This is a genomic window from Pseudochrobactrum lubricantis (assembly GCF_041929865.1).
Taxonomy (GTDB): domain Bacteria; phylum Pseudomonadota; class Alphaproteobacteria; order Rhizobiales; family Rhizobiaceae; genus Pseudochrobactrum; species Pseudochrobactrum saccharolyticum.
Map to the genome: position 1 here is coordinate 1 of NZ_JBHEEE010000012.1, position 25,175 is coordinate 25,175.

The following is a 25,175-nucleotide window of genomic DNA, read 5'->3' on the forward strand; positions in this document are numbered from 1 at the left end:
TAGGAATGTCCTACAGAGCCATTCGCCAGACGAACAGTTGCGCGGGTAACGGTTGCCTCGCCTACATTGAACAGGGCACCGCCACCGCCAATGCGGCCACGCATCATGACCAGTCCGATTTCCGGACCACGCAAAACTTCAAATTCAGGCTTGTCCGCCCAGTTCTGCCAGAACGTTTTCAATTCTTCACCGCTTGCGCGCGCGAGAAGCGCCATGCTTGCCTGACGTGCAGCCTGCGTTGTATCCAGTGCAAAATTGGCTCCAGCCGTGGAGCCATCTCCACTTTCGACTGTCGTTTGCTCCGTCGCGTTCATGAGCTTATCCGCCTTATCTAATCCGGTTGACTTGATAACCTTAATTGTCTATTCATATAGACAACTATACAATATCAGAATAGATACACCCTGCCAATGACAGGACGATGACAATTGATGACAAAGGCGCCGATGAAAAAGAGCGGACGGATTGAAAGAAACAGCGGTGTAGCCATCTGGCGGCAGATTGCCGACGAGATACGCGGTGACATCATGGCCGGGAAACTTACAACGGGTGCGCGCATGCCAGCCGAAATGGATCTGGCTGAACGATTTGGCGTCAATCGCCATACCGTACGCAGCGCAATTGCGGCTCTTACTCAGGAAGGTGTATTGCGCGCGGAACAAGGACGCGGCACCTTTATCGCCAATGCAAAGCGCCTCACCTACCAGATCGGGCGCCGCACGCGTATTTCACAAGCGCTCGCCCCACAAGTGAGCGAAACCAAGGGCATACTGCTCAGCTCTTCTTTGGAAACTGCGACTACTGACATCGCGCAGGCGCTTGGAATGGATATTGGTTCTGTAGCCTTACGATTAGAGACCATGCACAGCGCCGACGGGCACCCCATCTCAATCGCCACTCACTGGGTAGATTCAAACGCTTTTCCGACTTTCACCGAAGATTATACGGCCAGCGGCTCGATCACTTCCGCTTTCAAAGCGGCAGGCATCAGTGATTATTTCAGGAAATCGACTGTGGTATCGGCACGCCATGCCGATCCAGACGATCTCAAACATCTCAAATTGTCTCCAGGTGCAATCGTTCTGACCGCTCGCGCAATTAATATCGATACTAAGGGAAAGCCTATACAATATTCACTAACACGGTTTTCTTCAGACCGTATGGAGTTCGTGATAGAAACTGACAATGAAAATAACTCAATCATGTGACCACCTTTTTCCTTGGACTTGGCCTTCAAAAGTTGAGAGCTTCTGTTAGACAAGACTGACAGGAGACTTAGAATTGAAGCAGCAAGAATTTGCAGAAGGGTTCAAACGCGAACCCGCGTATGTATGTCGAACTGAATGATGAAAGTATTCGGGCAGGACGTCACCGCACGGGGTGGCCTGCCCGATGGGGTGATCCGTTTGGAGTGTTAGTGCATGGTCGGTCTTCTGGCCACCACCGGTGTTGAGGCTGGCCGACTTTGTTGTGGCCATACGACCGCTTCCGGTGCGGATGGCTTGTAGCCCAGCGATGAGTAGGGCCGCACGGTGTTGTAATGCTGTCTCCAGTTTTCGATGATGATCTTCGCCTCCTTCAGCGTGTAGAAGATTTCACCGTTGAGCAGTTCGTAACGGAGCTTGGAGTTGAAGCTCTCGCAATAGCCGTTTTCCCAAGGGCTGCCCGGCATGATGCAGGCGGTTTTGGCACCGACTGCTGCGATCCACTCCCGGAGTGCTTTGGCGATGAACTCAGGGCCGTTGTCGGAACGAGTATGGGTGGGGATGCCGCGCAGAATGAAGATGCGGAAAGCACGTCGATGACATCGACGGCCTTCAGCTTTCTCTCGGCCCCAATGGCGATGCATTCCCGCGTGAACTCGTTGATCACATTGAGCATGCGGATTTTCCTGCCGTTGTGCGTGCGATCCTCGGCGAAGTCGTAGGGCCAGACATGGTTTGGGTATTCCGGTCGAAGCCGGATGCACGAACTGTCGTTCAGCCACAGCCGTCCGTGCTTCGGTTGCTTGTGAGGCACCTTCGGCCCCTCCCGTCGCCAGATGCACTCGACCCGTTTGACGTTCACTATCCAGCCTGAACCGTCCCACGTTTGCCGGAGGCTCCAACTCTTGAGTAGAAGGAGCCATTATGAGCAAGACGACGAACAAATTTGCACCCGAGGTTCGGGAACGCGCGATCCGCATGGTGTTGGATCATGAACGAGATTATCCTTCTCGCTGGGCGACAGTGGTTTCGATAGCTGAGAAGATTGGCTGTGTACCGTCCACCCTGCATGACTGGGTTAAGAAGGCTGAGATCGACAGTGGCAAACGGGTAGGTGTGTCCACCGAAGTGACAGATCGCCTAAAAGCCCTGGAGCGTGAGAACCGTGAACTACGGCAAGCCAACGAGATATTACGTAAGGCTTCGGCATATTTTGCCCAGGCGGAGCTCGACCGCCCGTTTCGCAAATGATTGCTTTCATCGACGAGCATCGCGATGACTATGGGGTCGAGCCGATCTGCCGTGTTCTGCCGATCGCCCCATCCACATACTGGGAACGCATAGCGCAGCGCCGCAATCCTGCGCTGCAGTCGGCCCGTGCGAAGCGCGATCTTGCACTTAAACCAGAGATTTTGCGCGTATTTTCGGAGAACTTTGGTGTTTATGGGATCCGTAAAGTCTGGCGGCAGATGCAGCGCGAAGGCTTTGCCGTTGCCCGATCAACTGTGGCGCGATTGATGCGTGATCTCGGCCTGCAGGGCGTGATCCGGGGCAAGCCGGTTCGCACCACCTTGAGCGACAAAACTGCTCCATGTCCGCTTGACCATGTGAACCGACAATTTTCCGCTCCTGCGCCGAATATGCTCTGGGTTTCAGATTATACCTACGTGGCCACTTGGGCGGGCTTTGTATATGTGGCCTTCGTTATCGATACTTACGCTCGCCGGATTGTGGGCTGGCGGGCAAGCAGAACAGCTCACACCAGCTTCGTGCTGGATGCCTTGGAGCAAGCGATTCACGAGAGGCGTCCAGCCCATCGAGGCGGTCTGGTTCATCACAGCGACCGCGGTTCTCAATATGTGTCTATTCGTTACACCGAGCGCCTCGCCGAAGCAGGGATTGAACCTTCAGTGGGAAGTGTTGGCGACAGCTATGACAATGCTTTGGCGGAGACCATTAATGGTCTTTACAAGGCCGAAGTGGAGCAATGCACGAACATCACAGCTTAACGAGCAAATCCTGAACCACGGAAGGTTTTCTCTCGATTAAAGCGAGCAATACCTGAGCCGGCCCTTGCGGCGTACGGCGCCTTTGTTCCCAGTTCAGAAGTGTTCCTTTTGCCACACCTATACTGCGGGCGAAATCGGTTTGAGACAACCCAGTTTGCGCTCTAATTTTAGCTACATCTATTTCGGGCAAGATAATTTCGTGAACCTGAGAGCCGACCTCGTATCCCTTCGAAAATTCAAGGGCCTCGTCCAACCCCTTCTTTATACTCTCAAATGCGCTCATTGTTTGTTGCTCCACATTGAAACGATCGCTTTGCTCATTTTTACAGTCGCTGCCTGTTCTTTAGGAGTCAAATTAGCCTTTTCGTTTTTTGCGAAAATCGTGATTAAAAAAATCGGCATGTGACGTCCGCCAAACACATAAATCGTTCTGAACCCTCCACTTTTTCCGCCACCTTCTCTGGGGACACGGATTTTTCTCAATCCACCACCTAGGGAAACACCCTCTTCTGGATTTGCGGCAATCCAAGTGATCACCGTCTCACGCTCCACGTCCGTCATAATGGATTGTGCGCGGCGTTGGAACTCAGGCAACTCAACTACAGTTTGCAATTTAGTCATTTACATATACTTCAATGGCGCATGCGTCAATGGCGCACTATGATTTTTTATATTTCTCAAGCAGAACAACCGCATGTTCTAAGGTTTCCCCTAATCCCCAACCATTAGCATCAGCAATCTCATAAAAGGCTTCGATTGTTTCCGACTTAGCTTTAATATTAAACTGCACGTTACGCCCAGTTCTGCGACGACGTTGCGGCTTGATTTGAACAGGGCTCTTAGGCTCTCTACTTACAAACCCTGCGGCTACAGCGGCCTCTTCTGTAGAATTATCTTTTGGTGCTGTCTTTGGGGTGGGAACGAAAGCACTGAGATTAGTCAGAGCATCACCGAAGCCAAGGTTTGCCCGTTGTTTACTCATCGATTTGCCCCTGTCCTTGCATTAATTTTCCTACCACTTCCCCGGCAAACTGTCGCGCATTCTCGATTGCCTTATCAACGTTGCTTACCTGCGATGGATCAAGACCAGCTAACGTACCACCATAGTCGAAAAGGTCACGATAGGCTGCGCGCTCTACTATCGGGGTCTTACATACATCAATACCGCTCTGAGTGAGCTGTTCTTGAACGTTTTTAAGTGCACGGGAGCGGACAGCAGCACTAGTACGGGTCAATACTACGCAATGTGGAATAACACGACGTGCCATCTTCGCTTGATTATGTATCAATCGAATAGTTTTGGCGCCTCCCTTCGCATCCATCGAAGAGCCTTGAATTGGGATCAACACTAAATCGGACATACCGATTGCATTTGCTACCATCAGGCTGGCTGTTCCCTCTAGATCAATGATCACAAATTGAGATTTTCCGGAAGCCTCCTCAATTTGATCAACAATACGATCCTCTGTGATACCGCTCACAATAGAGATGTTCTCTGGCCTACCTGGGAGATTCGCCCACTGGGATATCCAGCGTTCAGGGTCGGCATCAAGGATCGTAACGCTAGCGCCACTTTCTGAAAGTTGCGTAGCAAGAATCAAGGCCGTCGTGGTTTTTCCGGCGCCGCCTTTGGGATTGGCAAATGATATAATGGGCATATGTGTTCGACTCTGTTTTTTAGACACTATACCAGATAGCTACCAGATATCTATCTGGTATTTAAAGATATCTAGTAGCTACTAGATATCTTGTAGAATTTAAGAAGGTACCATATGGTGTAATTTTACGGTCTACCGCGCCTTTCAAACCATTTTGTGCAAAAACCAATGAATGCCTTATCAGAATTTTTTGGAGCATCTAAACCTCCATCAAGCATCCATGATCGCCAAGCCTGTTCAAGATAATACACATCCCAACCAGGAGCAGCTCTACGTGCTTCTTGATATGTGTCCAGATCTAAGCGAATTGTCGAAAAAGAAGCCGAATGAGATTTAACATCTTCCATACGACGGTTCGTAAAAATAATTACGTCCTTTTCAATTCGAACCGCATAATCCGGCATATGTTCAAACTGCTCATCTTGTTTTGCGATGTTCGAGACAAGTCGTCGAAATTCTTTCTCTGTCGATGAAGATCCACATTTAGCTTGTAACTTGCTTAGACCAATTCGCCATTCCTTTTGCGCTCCGCAATGTTTGCGTGCCAATTCATAGACCCGCCTTTCAAGTGGTTTTCTGAGGCGAAAATAATCACGGTGCAGCGTCAAAACTTCTCGCGACCTGATGGCATTAAACACCCAATCAGATAAGCGAATTTCCACCTCCTGCATCCGCCCGTCACGAGTTTCTCGAATAATTTTGAAGCGATCTATCAATCCAAATCCATCGAACTCCTCTTTACCACCCGTAATAATATTGGTGGTAATCGTCGTTCCTTTAAGCCGTTCCAAAGCAGCTTTTAATTGCTCATATCCTCGCCCGTCAGTACCTCGGTTCGTAGCCGACAGCAGGTCATACGCTTTGAACCTGATTGTCGGGCTAACTTCACGATCTTCATTAAGTGCAGCGATACATTGGCTAATGCAGTAAATCAGGACATCTCGGTCATGAACTGTTGCCAAACCCTTCACCGAGGGAATGACTTCTACAAAATTCGGACCATTTTCATAACGCCGTACATGTCGATCAGGCTTCGTAGCAATCGAAAAAATAGGGTGCTCCATTGAAGCCATATCCCCTTTGGGCGCGGCATCAAAGATATCGCACACAAAGAAATCTCCCTGCTGCATCCGATCGGGCAGGAGAGGAGAGCGTAGATTCGTGTTATCATCCACCATTGCACCACTTTCGTGTTATCACCCACCAAGGTCAAGACTTTCGTGTTATCACCCACCATCTTTCGTGCTTTTACCCACCATCTTTCGTGTTATCACCCACCGAGCTTTAGAATATAGTGTTATAAATCAATATTTTACCGAATGTTTTTTGATGCATAACACTATATTAACACATATATAACACTGCACGATTGTGGATAACTTTATAAAATTTGATCAATTCAACGGATTTTCATCAAATTTTTCATCATAATTTTTACTTTTAAAATAAATGTTCTGCTTGGCTTTAAGCGGACTACGATTACCCACCAAGAGCAAGAGTTCATCTGCTTTCATGCCCATAATCTGCTCAGCTGTCATTATTTTTTGACGTTGCTCTGAATAAGAAAAATCTCGCTTTTCATTCATCGTTTTTGCTTCACGAATTTGCTGAGAATAAACAGTGTTATCTCCGAAATGACGCGCTACCCATTCAGCTGTTTCAATATCATTGAGATTAAAAACACGCTTGGTGATACAGGAGCCAAAAATAGAACGTGCATCATTTGGCCCATACGCTTTTTCAACCTGGCCCGTATCTTGGGTGACGAACAACGCCTCAACCCCAGCACCTGCCGCGACATTAGCGATATTCATGATCTGCTCCATACGCCCCATACGAACAAATTCATCAAGGGCAAGGAGAATTGGGGCTTTGACTTTACGTCGCCCATCTTGGCGAACGACAGTTCCTAAAACCAGATTGATAAATAGGCGCATAAACACTGCCTGCTTATCTACTTGGTCCAAAGGCACTACGATGAAGAGATCCACCTGATCATCAAGAAGATCATCCATGTCAAAACTGGAGCGCGCCAAAAAGTGGCGCATATTATCTGATTGCATCCATTCAAAGGCTTTCGAAACAGCCGTTTGAATTGAACCGCGTTCTCTATCGCCTGCCCGCAAAATGGTTGCTGCCGTTTGCGCAGGACGATATCCAACCAGATCTTTGTTTTTAACCCACATCTCGAGCGTTTTATCGAGGTTTCCAGATAAGAGAAGATCCGCAACAGCGATCAGGTTACGGCGATTGGGCTCTTCTTGCGTAACGACCACTTCAATCGCAGCTGTTACGAGCTGACGCGCCATTTCAGAGAAATGTGCGCCATCCCCTGGATCTGGTCTGACTAAACCATCTGCAACAAGAGCTATGTCTCGTCCTAATTCGTTCGGTCGAATATAATCCAAAGGATTAAACTGATCATTGGAATCCTCAATGATCCCAAAAGGATTAAGCACAGCAACTTTTCTGCCAAGCGATTGTCGATAACGGCGAGTTACTGCGAAATTCTCGCCCTTAATGTCTAAAACAACAACTGGCCCTTGATGATCAATAATTGCAGGGATTACGGCACTAACACCTTTCCCGCCGCGTGTGCCAGAAACAACAAGATGGTGCCCGCCCCGCCATCCCTTCGCATCATTTTTCTGATAACGTAGCAATTTACCATTATGGAGCGCGAGTGGCAGACCAGTCTTATTCTTTGCAAGACTGGCAATGTCGCTTGGGGCCATCCATCCTGCTTGCCAAGGGCCAGTATTTGATTTTCGATTGCGGCCAATACGAGGATTTAAAATCGAACCTAGCGGGATAATTATCGCTAATGCTCCAAAAGCAACCCCAAGGCCTAAAGATACGAGCATCGCCTGTTTATGTGGGGCAGAATATCGGGATAACCCCTTGAACCCTTCCCAAATTCCACGTGGAAGCGACCATCCCGCGCTTGTCCATGCTTGGACGGTCATCTGCATATCGCTAAAAACGCTTTTAAGTGGGGCTAGGGTGATCAGGGCTGCCAAGGGAAGGCATATCCATGCTGCGAGCTTTAATGGTGCTCTACGGCCTTCTATGGCGTTTGCGAGACTATCGAATATCACAGCAAGAGCGATAACCAGAAAAGCATAAGTGGCTACTGGATAAATGTAGATTATCGCAGGCAGGTAGATCACGGCTAAAACAGCTAAAAGCGCAGCGATGATCATGGCGACCCAGTGGCGGGTTTCCAGCATAAAACTCATGGTTGATCCTCACTGTTCAGGAAATAAAATTTGCCAGAGACCGCGATCATGGTCACGTTGAGTGAGACGTTCTGGCAAATCACGCCGAACGATGTTTTCAAGAACAGGATCGGCGTTCAAACGGTCAAAGACCAAATTGCCTAAAAGCCATTTAATGCGGTCTTTGTCTTTTTTTAAAGAAAGGTGTCGCCTTGCATCAAGCGTGGCGATCTGAGCATCAACCTGCTTTTTCTTTTTAGTGAGTTCTGCAAGCTCAGTGTCGAACGGCTGTGTTTTGTGCATGGGACCCTCGGAGTTTATTTTGGCAAGGCTAGCATGTGAAATTAATGTTGAATAGTTAGAAATGCGCGCTTATACATTGCTTGTGCAATGTGCGCGTCCTCAACGGGATAAATCCCACGCCGGACAGCTTCCCAAAAGGTGGCTTTGCCACCTGACGAGGGTTTCCCCTCGAGCTCCAACCACCGCAATCAGGCGCTGGACCCTGTTTTGAAAAGAGGCGTCAGAGATATGGCGATCTATCATTTAAGTGCAAAAGTCATCAGTCGAGCAGGAGGCCGGTCTTCTGTTGCAGCCGCCGCCTATCGAACGGCAGGGCGGCTGCATGATGACCGGCAGGGCCTAGAGTATGATTACAGCCGTAAGGGAGGCGTCGACCATTGCGAGATCATGGTGCCTGAGAATGCACCTGACTGGATGCGTGATCGTAACCAGCTTTGGAATGCAGTTGAGATTGTCGAAAAACGGCGCGATGCACAGCTTGCTCGTGAAATCGAAGTTTCCCTTCCCCGGGAACTCGATCGCGGTCAACGCTTAGAGCTCTTACGCGGGTTTATTCAGCGTGAATTTGTCGATCGCGGGATGATCGCGGATGTGGCCGTTCATGAGGGCAAGGCTCGTGATGGGTTTGGTCAACCCCATGCGCATGTCATGCTGACTATGCGTGAAATGACCGGCGATGGTTTTGGAAAAAAAGAACGTGGTTGGAATGCACCAGACTTGCTTGTGGGATGGCGTGAAGCTTGGGCACAAGATACCAATATCGCTCTAGAGCGGGCAGGGCGATCAGAGCGCATAGATCACAGATCTCTTGATGCTCAGCGTAGCGAGGCCGAGCAACAGGTTCAGCGTGCGCGTGCGAACGGGCAGGAAGAAATTGCGTTTGAGCGCGAGAAAAAAGTGATTGAACTCAGTCGGGAGCCCGAGCCTAAAATAGGGCCATCAGCCAATGCTCAAGAAAAACGTGGTATTGTCACCGAGCGTGGTGACGCATTCCGCGCGGCACAGGCACGCAATGCACAGCGCGAAGAGCTCGGCCGAAAGCAATTGGAATTACGCCTTGAGCTGATGGAGCGAGGGCGGGCGTTCATAGCATCCACCCGTGAGCGGCTGGATCGGCTCTGGGATCGCGCAGGCGCGGCACTGTCTCGGATCAAGGAGAGGGTTATGGGGGAGGTCGAGAGACCGCAGACATGTACCGAGCGTAATGACATGGATGCGCGCCGAGCTGCTGTATTGGGGCGTGACGTAGCGCGCTCTGGGGTGCAAGCGCCGGATGTCGGACGGGAGAGGGTTGCGCCCGATGATCCAGACCGACATCGTCGTAACGCCATCCTTGGACGTGCGCGCGATATCGGACAGGAGCGTGATACAGCTGCGATAGAACGGGACATTGCCGCCCGTGACGGCGAAGATCGTGACCAAGGGCGGCGTGAAAAGATTCTCGGGCGTGGCCATGATAGTGCGATCGAACCAGGACAAGGCCGCGCTCGCGATAGAGATAGAGATAGAGAACGTTAAAAATTGAAAGGATCCCACAATGTTTGAAGAACGCTATCACAAAGACCAGCCTGCCGTAAAAGAAATGGCACAGCGCATTGCGGATAATAGTCCACAAGTGTTCGCGGATACTGATGATTTTGTAGCCGCCTACGGCCAAGAAGCTGCAAACATGGTGAGCAAAGGTGGCCTTCTTGCGGCTCTTTGGGATATCGGGATTGATGCTGTTCCTGCATCCTTTGAAGGGGAAAGGCATAACCAGCCAAAAGGTTTAAAGATCAGTCCCCGCTAAAGGATAAAGCAATGTTTGGATTTCTCAAAAAAGAAGCAAGCCAAGCTCGCTCTCTTCCTCGATATACAGATGTATACGACAGCATGCTGTACCAGATGCCGGATAAGGCCCCTTATGGGGCCTTGCCGACCATTTATGCATTTCGTGTCAAAGATCCATCAATGTCGCCTGACCCCAGACCAGATTTTGTATTACTGGAAACTGAAGGTGAAATTCAAGCATGGCATAGTGCTATGGCAGGGCACGTTACATTGAATGATGATGGACATATCACAGATGGCCCGTTGTTAGTTTGGAACAATATTCCAAGCTTACTGACATCAGATGCGGAGATAATTGCGACCTATTTTCCGGTGGAGGACGGCAAGGATTGGCCTGTATTGGTGATCCAGGCGCATCCGTTTGAGGCCGTGCTGGATGTGAAGCCCGCTCGTGACCGATATTATTTCGAGCAAAATAAGTTTTTTGGGGTGCTTTGATAGGGCCCGTATATTATTTCTTTTAGCAGGGTACGAGGCGAGCTTGTTCTAGGTCGTATCTAAAATTCGTGATCGTGCCATCCTTAATTTTTTGAACAGCCTCATCAATCACGAATAGCGGCACCAGAAACCATTCACGTGGTATGACGGGCCGACCGAACCGATCAGCGATCTCGATATCCAGCTGCGCGCCACCGAATATCCGATGGATCAAGTTTTCAAGTCGGGTCTGATTGATGTTGTAAAGTTCGTAGGTTGCGACAACCTCGACTTGGGCCATGAGAAATGTTGGTTGAAGCTGGGCACCCGCGATCCGCTTATCGACCCCTAAGGTCGTTACGCCAATTTTGTGGACCAGCTCCCGGTTATCTGCCACCATCGGGTGATCTGATTTACTCCGTAGCACATAGATGGTGCCCGTTGAGCTGTCGCCCTCCTCAGGAGCATCCGCGAACAAAGGACCGGCAGCTGACTCGGTAATCCGACGCCCCATTTCATCTTTGTTTAAGGCCCGTTGGAGTGACCTCATAAGCATGTTGCTTTCTGTACCATTGTCGAAAATCACCCGCAACCTGGCATCCGTTCGGCCTTGATCGGTTAGGGTTTCTTCGCCCATCTCTGCGACATATGCCTTCTGGCCTTCCACGATAAAAAAGCGACCTTTTTGGATTTCTGCTTTCAGTTCGAAGGGACGTGTTTCACGTTCGCCAGAATCCAGCTCGCGCTGAACTTTTTCGAAGAATGGTTGGAATTTTTCAAAGTCCTCACATCGCTTGCGGATGGCAACGTCTTCTGCCGCCTTCCGCTCTATGTTAGGACGAACATGCTTTAACTCGGTGATCGAAGATGGCACAACTTCGATCCCAAGAGCTGCAAGCAATTCGTCATCATTGATATCTTCGGCTATTGGTGAGATATCGAGCCCCGTAAGAAGACCAGTATCATCTAAGTCTTTTAAAAGATCTGTTGCTTCTGGCAGTTCTCGCAAACGTTGCAAGCGCACTGCATAAAGGCGCTCGAAAATGTCACCGTCTTCTGCATGCTGTGGTAGGCGATTATGTTCGGAGATAAAATTTCTAATATCTTCGAACCCCGAGATAATCCGCTCTTCGCGTGGAGTCCGTGCGATCTTTTTCTTTTTCTCTACCTCAATACCCAGTTCTGACAGCAAGGCATCGTCGTCATCCGTGAATATGTTAGCCATTTAATGCTTCCTGTTTCATCCGGGTAAGGAATATTATGCCTTCAGCCATGCGTTTTTCCCAAGCATCAGCGGATGTCAAAGAGGGAAGACGACCGCGTTCCTGTTTGAATTTGACGGCGCGTTTGGCAAGGTCACGAGCCTCTTCTGGCGATAGTTTTATTTTTTTTGCCTGGATCACTGCCGCAACCTCTCTCAAGCTTTCTTCGCTCATAGCTTTAGCGAGGATCGCGTAGGCTTCGCTAAAGGGATTGATACGGTCAATCAGATCGATATCTAGTTCTTTAACGCTCATGGCGAATTGGCGAACACCATCGACAAAAGCCGTATTGGTTGGGGCATCGGTTCCATCCCCAACAAGCGTCTTCTTGGCCTGTTGAGTAAAATTCATCGCGGCAATAGCGTGTTGGCGCACTGCTTCTTGATCAACCTCGTCCAGTTCAGGGTATTTATCGCGCACGATCTTACCCATTTTTATTTGGGTTAACTCTTCTGGCACCATTTCTTCATCAAATAACCCACGCTCAATTGCAGTTTTGTCCTGAACGAAAGCGGTAATGACTTCGTTTAGGTCATTCTGGCAGATGCGGGTGGCTTCTGGGCTCTTGGGGGGCGTTAGCCCTTTGATCTCGATCTGGAAGGTGCCTTTGGCTTCGTTGAAGCCCACGTTGCACTTGTTGTCGTCATAGCCGCCTTCACCATAGTCAAAACCATCTTGTGCCGTGTTGGTAGGCGTTTTCGGCTTAAACTCGAACTTCGGCGTCAGCACCTGTTCCATCAATAGGCTCGCGGCAATAGCTTTTAGTGTATCGTTGACAGCTTCTCGGACAGCTTCTTCCGAAGCATCAGGCTCAGCTATTAAATTGGTAAAGCGGGCATGGGTCTTGTCCTTGGCATCCCGTGTTGCGCGACCGATGATCTGTACGATCTCAGTCAGGCTGGATCTGTAACCCACCGTCAGCGCGTGTTCACACCAAATCCAATCGAAACCTTCTTTCGCCATGCCAAGCGCGATGATGATATCAACGTGATCGCGGTTGTACTTTTGGCTCGGATCTTTGAGTGACGATGCTACTTTATCGCGCTTGAGTGGCTCATCATCTACTAGATCCGCAATCCGCAGTACCTTACCATCTGGACGTTTAATAAGTTGAAAACCCGTTGCAGGGTCTGTGCCTTGCCACTCGCCTAGGGCATGGGTAATGAGCTCGACCTCACGATGTTTATCCTTAGTACTTTCTCGTGAATTAACGTTTGGGATGTGCAAGATGGTCTTTTTGTTTGTATCTAAAACGCTCAGAAGTTCATTTAGATATGAGCCGTTGTAAAAAAAGTAGCCGATGTCGAGTGTCTTCAAATAGCTGTAGCCACTAAGCTGTTCGTAATATGTGTAAGTGACGGCCTTAAATCGCGCCTCATCTTCTGGCGATAATACAGCCTCTGTGTCACCTCGAAAATATGACCCGGTCATAGCGACTACATGTGCTTTATCACGGGCAATAAGAGTGCCGAGTTGGGTACCAAGTTTGTTGTCGGGATTGGCCGAAACATGGTGGAATTCATCCACGGCAATTAGTCTGTCATCGAATGCCTCAATTCCGAACTTATCCACGGCAAAACGGAAAGTCGCATGAGTGCAGATGAGTATTCGATCATCGCTTTCCAGAAACTTTCCGAGGGCCCCGACTTTACCGCTATCGCCTCCCGGCGCATTGCAGAGGTTCCAGCGCGGCACGACGGTCCAATCCCAATAGAAACCAAATTTTGACAATGTTTCGTCGGCAAAGCTTGATCCGATCGACTTTTCCGGCACTAGGATAATCGCCTGCCGAAGCCCCTGATTATGCAGCTTGTCGAGCGCGATGAACATCAACGCCCGACTCTTTCCGGAAGCAGGCGGTGACTTGATCAGCAGGTACTGCTCGCCTCTTTTTTCATAGGCGCGTTCCTGCATGGTACGCATGCCCAGTTCATTGGATTCTGTTGAGCTGCCGTTAGCCGGATAGGTGACAGAAACTGAAGGAACGGATGTGGTCATTTTAGGCTAACTCTCTTATCGAAACGCCTCAGGAAAACACGTGTGGTAATCAAGATTATCTGAAACCTGAAAGCGCAATCATCTTCATCAGATAGGCCTGGGTGGCTTCCATGAGGGTGAAGCCTTGCCCATAATCCCAACACATAGGCAGGCTTGCCTCTGTCATTTTCCCACTCATTGTACTCGTGATAGAGAAAAGGTCCGGAGTCGGCGCTAGCAAGGTATTGCCGTTTTTGGTCATCGCTAACTCTCGGATCACATCCCAATTTCTCGGCGATTTTATCAAGAAGCTCTTGGTAAAAATCCCGTATCATTGCATTAGCGCTGGACCAATGGCCACTTTGAAATGTGGCTGTAGCCTGCTGCAGGTGCCCCAAAGCAGTAGAGAGGGAGTGTTTTTTCAGAAGGCTAGTTATTTCGTCGTCAGCTTCACGTAAATCCATGCCAGGCACTGACTGAGGTAGCATTCGTCTCAGTATTGGCTTGGAGACCATGGCAGGCCCGTCTTCGAAAATGGATTGCCTTCCCGAGGAATCAGGAAACTTCTCTTCACTGACCTCAAAACCGTCCATCTTAAGGCCAGCGACAAGCCGTTCCCACGCGTCAGCTCTATTATGTTTGGCCTGTTTAGAAGCAGTGATAGCATGCTCGATGATAGCTCTGCGTAGTTCGCAGTGGCCGTTGATTGTTAGCACAGATCGCCGTCCCATGCTGCTTTTTGCGAGCCTCACAAGGTCATTCACTTTCGAGTCAACAGATCCAGAACCACAAAACTCATCAACATCCCAACTCAACAGCAACGACGAAAATGCCGCTTGAGTTGACATTTCAGCGATCACTTCACCCGCCGCCATTAAGGTCATGCTGTTGAATTCCGTCATGCATTCACCTTCGTTGTCATTTTGATGTACATATCGAATAGCTTTTCGAGCCGTTCAGTGTCGTTCTTGAAGCGGCGACCGATATAGATGCGTTCCAAGGTTTCGTCGTTGCGGTCGTGCGCAGCACGGAGGTTGGCAGGCATGCTCTTCGGATCGTAAAGGTCGGCGATGGTGGCCGGGAAATGGGCCTCGCGCGCCAGAAGGATATCTTCTGCGCAGCGAGTTAAGTCTTCGCGGTTTTTCTCGGTTAACTTGGGAACGGGAAAGGTATTCCAGCCGAGAGTGTTGGAATAGCTGAAACGCATTTCAAGACGTACGCAGACCGTCCCGATCCAGACCCAATGCAGGCGCGAGGCTATCAAAGCCATGTTCCACAGAGGGGCGTCGTAGAGGGCGTAGCACTTGTTGGAAATCACTGTTCCAGGTGCAAGTAATCCGCACGGAAGATATTCACGATTTTCTGAGCTGATTGCAGCTACTGCTATAACTCGCTCTTTACCGGTTTGCCGAACCTCTCCGAACCGATGAGGCGAACTTGCCAAAGTTTTTGTTGTCGCGCGATCCGAGTTCTCGCGTTGTTGCCTCACTGCGGCAAAGCGATCCGTTAACCAAGTGATCCTATTAGCTTCATCGAGATCATCGTCGGTCACCCATACGCATCGGCGTTCAATGCCACGAATAAACTCCTGAGACCCCAAAAACGGTTTGATAAACTTCGCAGGCACCTCATATTGTTCGATCGCTTGAACTGCTTCCGCAGAGCTTAACAAAAGATGTCCGCCTTCATTCGGCATGTTGCCGAAGCTCATTTCGTTTTGCTTAGACAAGGGTTTAGTGGCCGTTTTCACCAACACATTGGAACCAGCAATGAGATATGGGTTGATGTTGCTGACTTCTCTCATTGTCGTATCGCCCTCAGCTACTTCTGTAAAAAGCCGCCGCGACGTAGACAAGGAGTTAGAAATTCCGACAATCACAACGGTCACGCCAGCATTATGAGAAGCAAGATTTGCCCATTTAAATGAATCATGCGCAAAGGCTATTTCATGTCCAGTGTCGTATATCAGCGACCATAACGTCTCAACTTGGCGGCCCTGACATATGGAATTGGTGGACACCAAAGCGGAAACCGTTGGTGTGTGCAGGCCATAATCAGCGGCCTTCATGAACCAGCCGGCGACGTAGTCAAGCGATTTCCAGTTCTTCGTGCGACCGGCAAAAATACGTCCTAGGTCTTCTTTTTGTTCCGCACTTTGCCACTGGCTCCCCAGATAGGGCGGGTTTCCGCAGATATAGGTCTCGCCTCCTGCATTTTCAAAATCGATTTGAGCTTGGTCTAGGGGCGTTTGGAACAGATCCTCCGATTGGAACTTCACACTTGACCCAGTCGGTGGGCAGATCGAAAGCCAGTCGAGCCTAAGAGCGTTTCCACAGGTGATCCAGTTCTGACTATCCAGCGGTAGAAACTCGGCCAGCGCTTCTTTCTGCCCGCGATGTTTTACGTCGCATTGGTATTCCGCAATGATCAGCGCCAGCCGCGCGATCTCGGCGGAAAAATCTCGTATTTCAATGCCGCGAAAGTTGGTCAAAGGAATGTCCGTCTTGCGATCGGCCTCGCCCCGGCGGCGGTTGATCTCGGCCTCGATCGCTCGAAGCTGCTTGTAGGCGATGACAATGAAGTTTCCCGATCCGCAGGCGGGGTCGAACACTCGGATCTTCGCGATGCGGTTGCGCAGGTTTAGAAGTTTACGGCTATTGTCGCCCGCCTCTTCCAGCACAGCGTTCAAGTCGTCGAGGAAGAGTGGATTCAATACCTTCAGGATGTTCGGTACGGAGGTGTAGTGCATGCCGAGGACAGAGCGTTCGTCCTCATCCGCCACAGCCTGGATCATAGAGCCAAAGATGTCTGGGTTGATCTTTGTCCAATCCAGACCGCCAATATGGCTAAGATATCGCTGCGCAATCTTGGAGAAGTGTGGCACTTCGGTTGAGCCAGAGAATAGTCCCCCATTCACATAAGGGAAGGCATCGGCCCACCGGGGCAGATTGGAGCCGTCACGGTCCTTGATCGCGACGTTCATGGCGCGGAAGATTTCGCTGATGACCTCATGCGTATTCGTGCCGTCACGGTTCGACATACGATCAATCGTACCGGTGAATAGATCTGACGTGGTAAAAATGTCGGTGTCTTCGGCGAAGAAGCAAAAGATTAACCGCGCCATGAAATGGTTCATATCGTGCCGACGTTCGCTTTTGCCCCACTCTGGATTGTCCTTCAGCAACTCCATATAGAGGCGGTTCAGGCGGCCTGTCGCCTTAATATCGAAGGCACTTTCTTTGATCTGCTTGACCGTTGATATGCCAGCGAGAGGTAGAAAAACTCCAAAGCTATCGGCGAAGTCTTTATAGGCGCAAGCGACAGTATCGCCGCCGATTAGATCTTCGGCCTCAAATTCCTGCCCGTCGGTGGCGAGGATAAATTTGGCCTTGTGCTTAGTTGTGGCAGGACTGGCCTTGAGCGCAGCTAAGGTTCGGGAAACTTCACCAAGCGCACAGGTTGCGATGTGAATATTGTTGCGTTGCAGGACGCCGCCCCATGGTCCGGAAAAATCAGACTTATTGCTGTCGCCTTTGCGCAGCTTCTTGATCTCAGTTTCTTTGCGCCCGAAAGCTTCGAGGAAAGCATATGGGAACTCTATGGCATCAAAGGGAGCCTCGGCGAGGTCAGAAATAGCCTGCTCAATTTCAACCGGGTTCATAAGGTCTACCTTGTAAATGGCTGGACTTCGATCTCGTGGGCGCGAGCCATAATCGTTTCCAGTTCGTAATTCATTTGCCGTTCCATCCAAGCGCGAGCACAGGTGCCAAAAGCCTTCTCCAACCGAAGGGCCATTTCTGGTGAAACTCCAGAGCGTCCATTCAGGAGATTGCTAAGTGTTTGACGGTTACACCCGAGTACCTGCGCGGCCTCGGTGACAGAAAGGCCGTTGGTATCAAGACACTCTTTTCGAACGATGATTCCTGGGTGAGGCACGTCAGCTCCTTGGTTGGGGCGAATGTATAGTGATAATTGTCGATTATCAATCGAACATCCTAAGTTGCTGAGGTTCCAACCAATAACCGCGCTTACGTTTGGACACTACCAATGCGAGCATAGCGGCGATCGCTTGGCTTTCATCCGTAAAATAATCCATCCGAATTTGACCGCCCTGCCCTATCCGGCCCCATTCTCTGTAAAGAGTCCATTCGCCAAACAAATTCTGGAGAACTTCCATTCGGTAAAACCGGGAAATATTTCTCGTAGACAATCGTTTTTCGAGATAAATCTGCATGGCTCAAAGATGATATTTGCGTGCGATTTCTAAAGCTTCAGCTTGCTCTGTGCCAATGTATTCTTTGGTGCTTTCAATACTGGCATGGCCGAGTAGCAATTGAGCAGCGCGTAAGTTGCCGGTCTGCTGGTAAATATAGGTTGGGAAGGTTCTTCGCAGAGAATGGAGGCCATAGAGACTGGGATCGAGGCGCGCCTTTTCAAGCCAGGATTTAAACAACCGCCAAAGCTGACTTTCACTGATGTGCGTATGAGACCATCTTACGCCCTGACCGGTAAACAACCAGCTAGGCCCAGTCGGCCCGAAGCTGCGATTTTGGCCAGCTCGAAGAACGTTGTGGGAACATGGCTGACGGGATTGACCTGAGAAGTGCCCGGTCGTGACATTGCGCTCCAATTTGAGGAGCCTTTTAATGAGTACGGGTATTTCGAGTTCGGATAGGCGGCCTGCCGGAAGGCGGCCGCCTAAGCGAGCAAGGATCGTTGCCCGATCACGGTATCCGTGGTGGCCCAAGGACAATAGGCGTTACCTCAGACGATAAGGGTTTCCCCATCGCCAGGAGTGCGCAGCTTGGCGGCGAAACCGTTGGCACGGGCGAAAGCCCGAAGGTCAGCCCGGCTCACAGTGCAGTGGTTGACCGCTTCCATATGGCTGCCGATCAGGAGGGTTTCAGGGGCGGCCTTGTGGACCGAAAGCACATCTTGCGTTCCCATGATGATGCCGCCCTCAATCCCGGCGGTCATCGCATAGCCGGTGTTCAGGATAGCCACATCTGGACGATACGTTTTCAGAGCTGCCGCCACCCGCTCGTGCCAGATCGTGTCGCCAGCCAGATAGATGGTCTTTAGTCCGGCCGTCCTGAACACGACACCGCAAGCTTCGCCCAGAACATCGCCGATCTTGGCGTAGTGCGCCTCGGTCCCGTGACGACCGTCCGTCTTGATGAGCCGTACACCCTTGAAGCTGGACGTGTCCGAAAGCACGCGCACATCGGAGAACCCCTGTCCCCGGATGGTTGCAGCATCCGCATCGTTCTGCGCGAAAATCGGCAGCGCCCTCGGCAGAACCTTGCGCGCTTCTTCATCCCAATGGTCTTCGTGCAGATGGGTGACGATCACCGCGTCCACGTCGATGATTTCTTCCTTCGTTATCGGAAGATGCACAAGGGGATTGCGCTCCTCGCTGTTCACCGAGCCTTCAAAACCCGGCCAGGCGTGACGGTCCGAAAGCATCGGATCGACAAGAAAGCGAACGCCGCCATAGGCGATATGGAGCGTTGCGTTGCGTATCTGCGTGATTTTCACACTGCCCTGCGGCGTGGCGGTAACCTGCGCGCTTGTCGGAAAGGCACTGGCGACAAGCGCAGCACCCGATAGGGCAAAAAGCTCTCTGCGTGTGGTCATGATAGTCTTCTCCTGAACAGGCCGTTAGCGAGCGAGGAAGGCGTCGGTGGAGATCACTTCGCCATAGCCAAAGGAAAGCGCTGCCATCAGCGCCGCGTGCACCTGTGCCGCCGGAGTGGTGACACCGTCGAAGTTCAGATCAAGCGTTGCGCAGGCATCGTGAATCGTTGTGGTTTTGTAGCCCAGATCGTTGGCTGCGCGCACCGTCGCATCGACGCACATATGGCTCATTGCGCCGACGACCACGATGTCCTCAACGCCCTTTTCCTTGAGCAGATCGCTCAACCCGGTTTCGCGGAAAGAGTTAGGGAAGTGCTTGGTGATGACGGGCTCATCATCCTTCGGCAGCACGGCTTGATTGATCTTAGCACCGTCGCTGCCGGGCACGAAGAATGGCGCGCCGGGCATCTCGTGGCGAATGTTAACGACCAGATCACCTTTCGCTCGGGCATGAGCCATGACGCGGGCGGCATTAGTGGAGGCGGCGTCGATGCCATGGAGCGGGAGGTTGCCCGATGGCCAATATTCATTTTGAAGGTCAACGACCAGAATAGCGCGCTTCGACATGTCGAAAAATCCTTTCAGAGTTAGTTGTTGCTTGCGCTGAATATCGTTTCAGGCGAGTGTTGTCGCAACTGGCGAAATCGACAGAATCATGGGCAATATCGACAATGACACATGTGCGGATAGGAATCCTGCTTTACCCTGGCGCGCAGACATCGGCGGTGCTGGGACTGACCGATCTGTTCAAGGTCGCCTGCCGGACGGCTGATAACGCCGATCCCGCTACCCCGCGCCTGCTGGTGCGGCATTTGCGGATCGAGGGCGATGAAGAGCCCGTTGTGGTGTTCGACAGCGATCCCGATGCAACCGGGGAGAACACAGGCCCTTGCGACGCGCTGATCCTGCCGCCTTCGCTGGAGCCACCAATATCGGCTGAAGCTGCCGCGCCGCTTGCGCGCTGGCTGCGCACACGTCATGGCGAGGGTTCGGTACTGGCTTCCGTCTGTGCCGGGGCGTTCCTTCTGGCGGAAACCGGGCTTCTCGCCGGACGAACGATCACAACCCACTGGGGTTCTGCCGATGCCTTCCGCAACCGCTTTCCTGATGTGGCGCTCGATATAGATCGGCTGATTATCGATGGCGGAGATATCATTTCGGTGGGCGGACTGATGGCATGGACCGATCTTGGCCTGAAGCTTGTGGAGCGTTTTCTTGGTCCTGTGGTAATGGCACAGACCGCACGGATGCTGCTGATTGATCCACCGGGACGAGAGCAACGCTATTATAGCGGGTTCGCTCCACGGCTGACCCATGGGGACGCAGCAATCATTAAAGCGCAGCATTTTCTTCAGGCGAATGGAGGCAGAGAAGCACGGCTTGCGATTCTGGCCGAACAGGCGGGACTGGAGGAACGCACCTTCCTGCGACGCTTCCAGAAAGCCACGGGCATGACCGCCACCGACTACGCTCAACGCCTTCGGGTTGCCAAGGCCCAAGAGTTACTGCAGTTCGGGCATTCGCCGATTGAACGCATCGCGTGGGAGGTCGGCTATTCCGATCCCGGCGCATTTAGCAAAATCTTCTTTCGGATCGTTGGACTGTCACCGGGAGAATACCGCCAGCGGTTTCGAGCATGACCGTGCCTCCCAGCCGTTGAGTGCTACACATATCCTGATTTTTCATCGGAAGCCTCGCGAACTGAAAACGCTTTCAAACTCGTGTTTTGCACTGCGTCACTTTTGGGTATGCCCTAGAGTGACATTCAAATGTGACGCACGCGGAGTGTAACAAAAGGGTGGATTTTCGGTAGAAGTGACGTTACACAATCGAAACCACCCTAAAGTGACAGATTTGCCATGGCTCGCATCGGATACGCCCGCGTCAGTACCACAGATCAGGACCTCGACATTCAAATCGAGCGCTTGAAGGCTGCCGGTTGCGAAATCATCCGCTCAGAAACCGGATCAGGGGCGTCCCGAAAGGGGCGGTCCGAGCTGGAAACCATCATGCAGTTTTTGCACGCGGGCGACGAACTGGTGGTTCTGCGGCTTGATCGGCTGGGACGATCAACGCGCGATGTTCTCAACCTTGTTCATGAGCTTGACGAGAAAGGTGCATCCCTGCGTGTCCTCGAACCCGACGTAACAACGGCGGGAAACATGGGGCGAATGGTGATTACCATCCTCGGCATGGTTGCCGATATGGAGCTCAAGTTTATCAAGGACAGGCAAAGAGCCGGGATCGACGCGGCAAAAGCCATAGGGACGTACAAGGGGCGGAAGAAGAATGTCGATGACGTTGAAATCCGCAAACGAATATTTGCGGGCGCAACCAAAGCAGCGGTTGCACGCGATCTGGGGTCGGTTCCGGCTCGGGGCGAAATGACACCCTAAGCGCAAATGTCCTGCCCACATCCTCTCAGGGTTAGATCAAGCCTGCCACAAGTCCGCTCCCAATGAGCAAAATCATAATTGCGACGATGATCTGCACGGTGCGCAGTGTGATTTTCTGCAGGACACGCTTGCCCACGAACGATCCAATGAAGGCGCAGACCGTGCCCATGGCAACCGGCGCAGGCAGTTCCTGAGACCGGGCAAGGTGCTCCGCCAAGATACTCGTTCCATAAGTGATTAGCCGAACTGCATCGACGATAACTGCCGAGACGACCCCGGTGGCAACGAAAGCCTCCTTTGATAGCCCCGTTTTCAGCAGGAAGGCGGAGCGCAACGCACCCTGATTACCGGAAAGGCCGCCGAAGAATCCCGACAGCACGCCTCCGAGTGGCAACAAACGCGGCGAAAACGCAAGCGCTTGAAAGCGGCCACAGTTCCAGTAGGGCGAACACGACAATCAATACGCCGATGACGGCTTTGACCACTGTGATTTCATAGGCCGACCCGCCAAGGGTGTAACTCGCAACGGCTGGCAACTTGTCGAACCAAGTTAGCAGGCTCGCTCCCGCGAGAGCGGCAATCGCAGCCGGGAGCCCGAACCGCGTCACGACGCGCCAATCGGCCTGCTTGGCCATCAGTCCGAATTTGAAGATATTGTTGGCGAAATGCACGACGGCGGTCGCCGCGATTGCCAACGGGACCGGGAAGAACAGCGCGAAGGCCGGCATCAGGATCGTGCCGAGGCCGAAGCCCGAGAAAAGCGTGACGCCAGCGGTGAACACCGCCACAATGCCAATCAGGATAAGCTCAAAGTCTTGTCTTCCTTTTGTAATCGTCTTTCGCTATCGTAAATCGATAGTATGAACCGATTGCTCCGCGAATCAAGAAGGCAGGTGGCATGACAGGGAACCCGTCAAAAATCGCTGCGCCCGAGAAACGGCACTCGCTGAAAATGGAGCATCACGATCTGCTGTCCGGCCTCGTGCGCCTGCATGTGCTCTATCATGCGGCCGAGCGTGAGATTTACGGCCAGTGGATGATCGATGAGCTGGCGAGCCACGGCTACCGCCTGTCTGCCGGGACACTCTATCCGCTGCTGCACAAGATGGCGCGCGACGGCTATCTCACCGTGCGCGAGGAGCGTGACGGCCGCACGGTGCGCAAGCTCTATTCCATTACAGACAAGGGTCGCGAGGGCCTTACCGTGGCCAAGGAGCGCATCCGTGAATTTACCGGAGAGGCGATGAAACGATGACCGACACGACGAACCACAATGAAATCCAAATAAGCAGAGGCTCGGTCGGCGAAGTCTTCACCGCCTTTCTCAAACTTGGCCTCACCTCCTTCGGCGGGCCGATCGCGCACCTCGGCTATTTCCGCGACGAGCTGGTGCTGCGCCGCAAATGGATCGACGAAAAGGGCTATGCCGATCTTGTAGCACTGAGCCAGTTCCTGCCCGGTCCAGCCTCGAGCCAGGTAGGCTTTGCCCTGGGACTGTTGCGTGGCGGGCCGCTCGGCGCGCTTGCCGCCTGGGCAGCCTTCACCTTGCCGTCAGCGATCTTCCTCATGATCTTCGCTTACGGCGCCGCAGTATTTGGCGGCCCGGTCGGCGGCGGCATCATCACCGGCCTCAAGATCGTTGCGGTCGCTATCGTGGCGCAGGCGGTCTGGGGTATGGCGAGGAACCTGTGCCCGGATCGCGAGCGGGCCACAATCGCCCTCGGTGCGGTCCTGATAATCGTGCTTCTGGCGGGCGCGCTTGGCCAAGTGGCGGCGATCGCTGCAGGCGCGGCAGCAGGCCTTCTGGTTTGCCGTAATCATCACGAGGCAGTCACCAGGCACATCAACTTCCCGGTCTCGCGGACCTTTGGGGCAACCTCGCTGGTCCTGTTCTTCGCTTTACTATTTGGACTGCCAATCCTCGCTCCGGCCTTGTCCTCGCAAGGGCTCACCGTATTCGACTCGTTCTACCGCGCAGGCTCACTGGTCTTCGGCGGTGGCCATGTCGTGCTGCCGCTTCTCGAAACGGAAGTGGTGAAAAGCGGCTGGATCAGTCACGATCAGTTTCTTGCAGGCTATGGTGCGGCGCAGGCGGTACCGGGACCACTCTTCACCTTCGCGGCCTATCTTGGAACCTTATTGGGGCCGGAACCTAACGGCCTCATCGGAGCGGGCATTGCCCTGATCGCCGTGTTCCTTCCGGGTTTTCTGATCCTGCTTGGCGTTATTCCCTTCTGGGATAGCTTCCGCCAACGCGAAAGCGCGCAGGCCTTGATGAGGGGTGCCAACGCCGCCGTTGTCGGCATTCTCGGCGCAGCGCTCTACGATCCGGTTTTCACCAGTGCCATCGTCGGCCCTTATCAATTCGCGCTGGCACTTACCTGCTTTGTTCTGCTGATGGCGTGGAAGACCACGCCCTGGATTGTTGTGCTTGTGGCCGCAGCCGGTGGCGTGCTGATCAGCGTGGCCTGACGGTCGCCACAACCGACGAGAGCGACGAAACTTGTGCAAGAACTTTGGTTCCCGACAATGGATTTTTCATGCCATACGATTCTGTCATTGAGCCGATTGTTTCTGCCGCACGCGCACTTCACGCTCTGGCGCATTTGCTTTCCCTGTAGCGCTTGGCAATATCTGCAACCGTATTCTTGCTGATTGCCAGATCGCGGGCGATCCAGCGATAGCTGCGGCCTTCCGCGATGAGCGCCAGTACTTTCGGGGCGAGCCTGTCCGACTTTGGGCGCTGACCGGGCTGTCGTCCAAGCCGTCTCCCGCGTGCCTTGGCTGCGGCAAGTCCGGATTTCACGCGCTCGCTGATGAGATCGCGCTCGAACTCCGCAATCCCGGACAGAAACGTCGCGAGCATCCGGCCGTGCGGGCTGGCCAAATCGAAGGTCATGCCGCTCATGGCGATCACCGAGACCTTCCGACTTTCCAGTTCACGCAATGTGTTGAGAAGATCGATCGTAGATCGTCCCCATCGGGAAAGTTCGGTGACCAGAACCAGATCGATGCCTCTGGCCTGGGCGAGCGCCATGACCTTCTTCCGTTCGGCTCGATCCAGCTTCGCTCCGGAGCTCGTCTCTTTGTAGACACCGGCGATCGTGTAGCCGGCACGCTCGGCAAAGGAAGTGAGATCTCGCTCCTGTCGTTCACAGGACTGATCAGCTGTCGAGACACGGCAATAGATGGCGGCGCGCTGTCCCAATTGAACCCTCGTGGATTTTGGTGCCGGAAGACCTTGATTTGTAGGGGCCAATTGT

The 25,175-nt window shown here is 52.2% G+C and carries 28 protein-coding genes, 2 pseudogenes and 1 other annotated feature; of the genes and pseudogenes, 9 read left to right on the forward strand and 21 right to left on the reverse strand.

The window, feature by feature from the left end; genetic code table 11:
* The coding region (locus JNC80_RS17840; RefSeq protein ID WP_376711127.1) for a phosphonate C-P lyase system protein PhnG at nt 1-314 on the reverse strand (314 nt) is incomplete at its 3' end.
* Nucleotides 315-446: 132 nt separating this feature from the next.
* Between JNC80_RS17840 and phnF the strand changes: the two genes are divergently transcribed.
* Complete coding sequence (gene phnF / locus JNC80_RS17845) at nt 447-1,208, forward strand: phosphonate metabolism transcriptional regulator PhnF (RefSeq protein WP_376711157.1); 762 nt, start codon at nt 447-449, stop codon at nt 1,206-1,208.
* 206 nt (nt 1,209-1,414) lie between these two features.
* Here the strand turns inward: phnF and JNC80_RS17850 are convergent.
* Nucleotides 1,415-2,079 (reverse strand): annotated as a pseudogene (locus JNC80_RS17850) (integrase core domain-containing protein); the annotation flags it as partial.
* A gap of 50 nt (nt 2,080-2,129) precedes the next feature.
* Between JNC80_RS17850 and JNC80_RS17855 the strand changes: the two are divergent.
* Nucleotides 2,130-3,187: pseudogene (locus JNC80_RS17855) on the forward strand (IS3 family transposase); the annotation flags it as partial.
* Nucleotides 2,411-2,527: a sequence feature (AL1L pseudoknot), on the forward strand. It overlaps the preceding pseudogene by 117 nt.
* A gap of 16 nt (nt 3,188-3,203) precedes the next feature.
* On the opposite strand, the gene JNC80_RS17860 reads toward JNC80_RS17855, so the two are convergent.
* The 7 genes from JNC80_RS17860 to JNC80_RS17890 form a co-directional block, all read right to left on the reverse strand.
* The gene (locus JNC80_RS17860) at nt 3,204-3,497 is read right to left on the reverse strand and encodes a helix-turn-helix domain-containing protein (RefSeq protein WP_376711128.1); all 294 of its coding nucleotides are present in this window, start codon (nt 3,495-3,497) and stop codon (nt 3,204-3,206) included.
* The gene (locus JNC80_RS17865) at nt 3,494-3,835 is read right to left on the reverse strand and encodes a type II toxin-antitoxin system RelE/ParE family toxin (RefSeq protein ID WP_376711129.1); all 342 of its coding nucleotides are present in this window, start codon (nt 3,833-3,835) and stop codon (nt 3,494-3,496) included. The genes JNC80_RS17860 and JNC80_RS17865 overlap by 4 nt, the downstream gene beginning before the upstream one ends.
* 37 nt (nt 3,836-3,872) lie before the next feature.
* Complete coding sequence (locus JNC80_RS17870; protein ID WP_376711130.1) at nt 3,873-4,196, reverse strand: stability/partitioning determinant; 324 nt, start codon at nt 4,194-4,196, stop codon at nt 3,873-3,875.
* Complete coding sequence (locus JNC80_RS17875; RefSeq protein WP_376711131.1) at nt 4,189-4,872, reverse strand: AAA family ATPase; 684 nt, start codon at nt 4,870-4,872, stop codon at nt 4,189-4,191. The genes JNC80_RS17870 and JNC80_RS17875 overlap by 8 nt, the downstream gene beginning before the upstream one ends.
* A gap of 125 nt (nt 4,873-4,997) precedes the next feature.
* Nucleotides 4,998-6,050: a replication initiator protein A gene (locus tag JNC80_RS17880; protein WP_376711132.1), complete on the reverse strand. Its 1,053-nt coding sequence runs from the start codon at nt 6,048-6,050 to the stop codon at nt 4,998-5,000.
* Nucleotides 6,051-6,266: 216 nt separating this feature from the next.
* On the reverse strand, nt 6,267-8,111 hold the full coding sequence (locus JNC80_RS17885) for a type IV secretory system conjugative DNA transfer family protein (RefSeq protein ID WP_376711133.1): 1,845 nt from the start codon (nt 8,109-8,111) through the stop codon (nt 6,267-6,269).
* Between the two features lie 9 nt (nt 8,112-8,120).
* Nucleotides 8,121-8,393, reverse strand: a complete 273-nt coding sequence (locus JNC80_RS17890) for a hypothetical protein (RefSeq protein WP_376711134.1) — start codon at nt 8,391-8,393, stop codon at nt 8,121-8,123.
* Nucleotides 8,394-8,621: 228 nt separating this feature from the next.
* Between JNC80_RS17890 and mobQ the strand changes: the two genes are divergently transcribed.
* Genes mobQ through JNC80_RS17905 form a run of 3 tightly spaced genes read left to right on the forward strand, consistent with a single transcriptional unit; the run spans nt 8,622 to nt 10,661 of the window.
* The gene (gene mobQ / locus JNC80_RS17895; protein WP_376711135.1) at nt 8,622-9,911 is read left to right on the forward strand and encodes a MobQ family relaxase; all 1,290 of its coding nucleotides are present in this window, start codon (nt 8,622-8,624) and stop codon (nt 9,909-9,911) included.
* 19 nt (nt 9,912-9,930) lie between these two features.
* Complete coding sequence (locus JNC80_RS17900; protein WP_376711136.1) at nt 9,931-10,182, forward strand: hypothetical protein; 252 nt, start codon at nt 9,931-9,933, stop codon at nt 10,180-10,182.
* Nucleotides 10,183-10,193: 11 nt separating this feature from the next.
* Entirely contained in the window at nt 10,194-10,661 is a 468-nt protein-coding gene (locus tag JNC80_RS17905) for a hypothetical protein (RefSeq protein WP_376711137.1), read from the forward strand.
* A gap of 22 nt (nt 10,662-10,683) precedes the next feature.
* Here the strand turns inward: JNC80_RS17905 and JNC80_RS17910 are convergent, their stop codons facing one another.
* The 9 genes from JNC80_RS17910 to JNC80_RS17950 all read right to left on the reverse strand — a co-directional run bounded on the left by JNC80_RS17910 (nt 10,684) and on the right by JNC80_RS17950 (nt 20,083).
* Nucleotides 10,684-11,865 carry a GIY-YIG nuclease family protein gene (locus JNC80_RS17910; RefSeq protein WP_376711138.1) on the reverse strand — a complete coding sequence of 394 codons (1,182 nt, stop codon included), beginning with the start codon at nt 11,863-11,865 and terminating at the stop codon, nt 10,684-10,686.
* The gene (locus tag JNC80_RS17915) at nt 11,858-13,900 is read right to left on the reverse strand and encodes a DEAD/DEAH box helicase (RefSeq protein WP_376711139.1); all 2,043 of its coding nucleotides are present in this window, start codon (nt 13,898-13,900) and stop codon (nt 11,858-11,860) included. Before JNC80_RS17915 ends, JNC80_RS17910 begins: the two co-directional genes overlap by 8 nt.
* Complete coding sequence (locus tag JNC80_RS17920) at nt 13,897-14,781, reverse strand: hypothetical protein (protein ID WP_376711140.1); 885 nt, start codon at nt 14,779-14,781, stop codon at nt 13,897-13,899. The genes JNC80_RS17915 and JNC80_RS17920 overlap by 4 nt, the downstream gene beginning before the upstream one ends.
* Entirely contained in the window at nt 14,778-17,540 is a 2,763-nt protein-coding gene (locus tag JNC80_RS17925) for a class I SAM-dependent DNA methyltransferase (RefSeq protein WP_376711141.1), read from the reverse strand. Before JNC80_RS17925 ends, JNC80_RS17920 begins: the two co-directional genes overlap by 4 nt.
* A 5-nt stretch (nt 17,541-17,545) precedes the next feature.
* The gene (locus JNC80_RS17930) at nt 17,546-17,815 is read right to left on the reverse strand and encodes a HigA family addiction module antitoxin (RefSeq protein WP_376711142.1); all 270 of its coding nucleotides are present in this window, start codon (nt 17,813-17,815) and stop codon (nt 17,546-17,548) included.
* Nucleotides 17,816-17,861: 46 nt separating this feature from the next.
* Entirely contained in the window at nt 17,862-18,113 is a 252-nt protein-coding gene (locus tag JNC80_RS17935; protein WP_376711143.1) for a WGR domain-containing protein, read from the reverse strand.
* 3 nt (nt 18,114-18,116) lie between these two features.
* Nucleotides 18,117-18,509 (reverse strand): tyrosine-type recombinase/integrase, encoded by a 393-nt coding sequence (locus JNC80_RS17940; RefSeq protein ID WP_376711144.1) that lies wholly within the window; start codon nt 18,507-18,509, stop codon nt 18,117-18,119.
* A gap of 134 nt (nt 18,510-18,643) precedes the next feature.
* Nucleotides 18,644-19,516, reverse strand: a complete 873-nt coding sequence (locus tag JNC80_RS17945) for an MBL fold metallo-hydrolase (protein ID WP_376711145.1) — start codon at nt 19,514-19,516, stop codon at nt 18,644-18,646.
* Between the two features lie 24 nt (nt 19,517-19,540).
* Nucleotides 19,541-20,083, reverse strand: coding sequence for a cysteine hydrolase family protein (locus JNC80_RS17950; RefSeq protein WP_376711146.1), 543 nt, complete (start codon nt 20,081-20,083; stop codon nt 19,541-19,543).
* 104 nt (nt 20,084-20,187) lie between these two features.
* Between JNC80_RS17950 and JNC80_RS17955 the strand changes: the two genes are divergently transcribed.
* Both JNC80_RS17955 and JNC80_RS17960 read left to right on the forward strand, forming a co-directional pair.
* Nucleotides 20,188-21,156: a GlxA family transcriptional regulator gene (locus JNC80_RS17955; protein ID WP_376711147.1), complete on the forward strand. Its 969-nt coding sequence runs from the start codon at nt 20,188-20,190 to the stop codon at nt 21,154-21,156.
* A gap of 219 nt (nt 21,157-21,375) precedes the next feature.
* Nucleotides 21,376-21,912 (forward strand): recombinase family protein, encoded by a 537-nt coding sequence (locus JNC80_RS17960; RefSeq protein WP_376711148.1) that lies wholly within the window; start codon nt 21,376-21,378, stop codon nt 21,910-21,912.
* Nucleotides 21,913-21,943: 31 nt separating this feature from the next.
* Here JNC80_RS17960 and JNC80_RS17965 read toward each other — a convergent pair whose 3' ends face one another.
* Together JNC80_RS17965 and JNC80_RS17970 are read right to left on the reverse strand one after the other, a co-directional pair.
* Entirely contained in the window at nt 21,944-22,291 is a 348-nt protein-coding gene (locus JNC80_RS17965; protein ID WP_198513208.1) for a TSUP family transporter, read from the reverse strand.
* Nucleotides 22,257-22,700, reverse strand: coding sequence for a TSUP family transporter (locus tag JNC80_RS17970; RefSeq protein WP_198513209.1), 444 nt, complete (start codon nt 22,698-22,700; stop codon nt 22,257-22,259). The genes JNC80_RS17965 and JNC80_RS17970 overlap by 35 nt, the downstream gene beginning before the upstream one ends.
* A 110-nt stretch (nt 22,701-22,810) precedes the next feature.
* On the opposite strand from JNC80_RS17970, the gene JNC80_RS17975 reads away from it, so the two are divergent.
* Nucleotides 22,811-23,167, forward strand: coding sequence for a PadR family transcriptional regulator (locus JNC80_RS17975; RefSeq protein WP_246050384.1), 357 nt, complete (start codon nt 22,811-22,813; stop codon nt 23,165-23,167).
* Complete coding sequence (chrA, locus tag JNC80_RS17980) at nt 23,164-24,384, forward strand: chromate efflux transporter (RefSeq protein ID WP_075657590.1); 1,221 nt, start codon at nt 23,164-23,166, stop codon at nt 24,382-24,384. The genes JNC80_RS17975 and chrA overlap by 4 nt, the downstream gene beginning before the upstream one ends.
* Before the next feature lie 118 nt (nt 24,385-24,502).
* Here the strand turns inward: chrA and JNC80_RS17985 are convergent, their stop codons facing one another.
* Entirely contained in the window at nt 24,503-25,120 is a 618-nt protein-coding gene (locus JNC80_RS17985; RefSeq protein WP_075657591.1) for a recombinase family protein, read from the reverse strand.
* Nucleotides 25,121-25,175: the final 55 nt, after the last annotated feature.

Bases quoted from the DNA above. Each gene is read 5' to 3' on its own strand.
- JNC80_RS17890 (WP_376711134.1), bottom strand. From the start codon at position 8,393: ATGCACAAAACACAGCCGTTCGACACTGAGCTTGCAGAACTCACTAAA.
- JNC80_RS17945 (WP_376711145.1), bottom strand. From the start codon at position 19,516: ATGACCACACGCAGAGAGCTTTTTGCCCTATCGGGTGCTGCGCTTGTC.
- JNC80_RS17975 (WP_246050384.1), top strand. From the start codon at position 22,811: ATGACAGGGAACCCGTCAAAAATCGCTGCGCCCGAGAAACGGCACTCG.
- JNC80_RS17910 (WP_376711138.1), bottom strand. From the start codon at position 11,865: ATGGCTAACATATTCACGGATGACGACGATGCCTTGCTGTCAGAACTG.
- JNC80_RS17885 (WP_376711133.1), bottom strand. From the start codon at position 8,111: ATGAGTTTTATGCTGGAAACCCGCCACTGGGTCGCCATGATCATCGCT.
- JNC80_RS17880 (WP_376711132.1), bottom strand. From the start codon at position 6,050: ATGGTGGATGATAACACGAATCTACGCTCTCCTCTCCTGCCCGATCGG.
- JNC80_RS17925 (WP_376711141.1), bottom strand. From the start codon at position 17,540: ATGAACCCGGTTGAAATTGAGCAGGCTATTTCTGACCTCGCCGAGGCT.
- chrA (WP_075657590.1), top strand. From the start codon at position 23,164: ATGACCGACACGACGAACCACAATGAAATCCAAATAAGCAGAGGCTCG.
- JNC80_RS17860 (WP_376711128.1), bottom strand. From the start codon at position 3,497: ATGAGCGCATTTGAGAGTATAAAGAAGGGGTTGGACGAGGCCCTTGAA.
- phnF (WP_376711157.1), top strand. From the start codon at position 447: ATGAAAAAGAGCGGACGGATTGAAAGAAACAGCGGTGTAGCCATCTGG.
- JNC80_RS17955 (WP_376711147.1), top strand. From the start codon at position 20,188: ATGACACATGTGCGGATAGGAATCCTGCTTTACCCTGGCGCGCAGACA.
- JNC80_RS17915 (WP_376711139.1), bottom strand. From the start codon at position 13,900: ATGACCACATCCGTTCCTTCAGTTTCTGTCACCTATCCGGCTAACGGC.
- JNC80_RS17865 (WP_376711129.1), bottom strand. From the start codon at position 3,835: ATGACTAAATTGCAAACTGTAGTTGAGTTGCCTGAGTTCCAACGCCGC.
- JNC80_RS17870 (WP_376711130.1), bottom strand. From the start codon at position 4,196: ATGAGTAAACAACGGGCAAACCTTGGCTTCGGTGATGCTCTGACTAAT.
- mobQ (WP_376711135.1), top strand. From the start codon at position 8,622: ATGGCGATCTATCATTTAAGTGCAAAAGTCATCAGTCGAGCAGGAGGC.
- JNC80_RS17960 (WP_376711148.1), top strand. From the start codon at position 21,376: ATGGCTCGCATCGGATACGCCCGCGTCAGTACCACAGATCAGGACCTC.
- JNC80_RS17905 (WP_376711137.1), top strand. From the start codon at position 10,194: ATGTTTGGATTTCTCAAAAAAGAAGCAAGCCAAGCTCGCTCTCTTCCT.
- JNC80_RS17900 (WP_376711136.1), top strand. From the start codon at position 9,931: ATGTTTGAAGAACGCTATCACAAAGACCAGCCTGCCGTAAAAGAAATG.
- JNC80_RS17875 (WP_376711131.1), bottom strand. From the start codon at position 4,872: ATGCCCATTATATCATTTGCCAATCCCAAAGGCGGCGCCGGAAAAACC.
- JNC80_RS17935 (WP_376711143.1), bottom strand. From the start codon at position 18,113: ATGCAGATTTATCTCGAAAAACGATTGTCTACGAGAAATATTTCCCGG.
- JNC80_RS17920 (WP_376711140.1), bottom strand. From the start codon at position 14,781: ATGACGGAATTCAACAGCATGACCTTAATGGCGGCGGGTGAAGTGATC.
- JNC80_RS17950 (WP_376711146.1), bottom strand. From the start codon at position 20,083: ATGTCGAAGCGCGCTATTCTGGTCGTTGACCTTCAAAATGAATATTGG.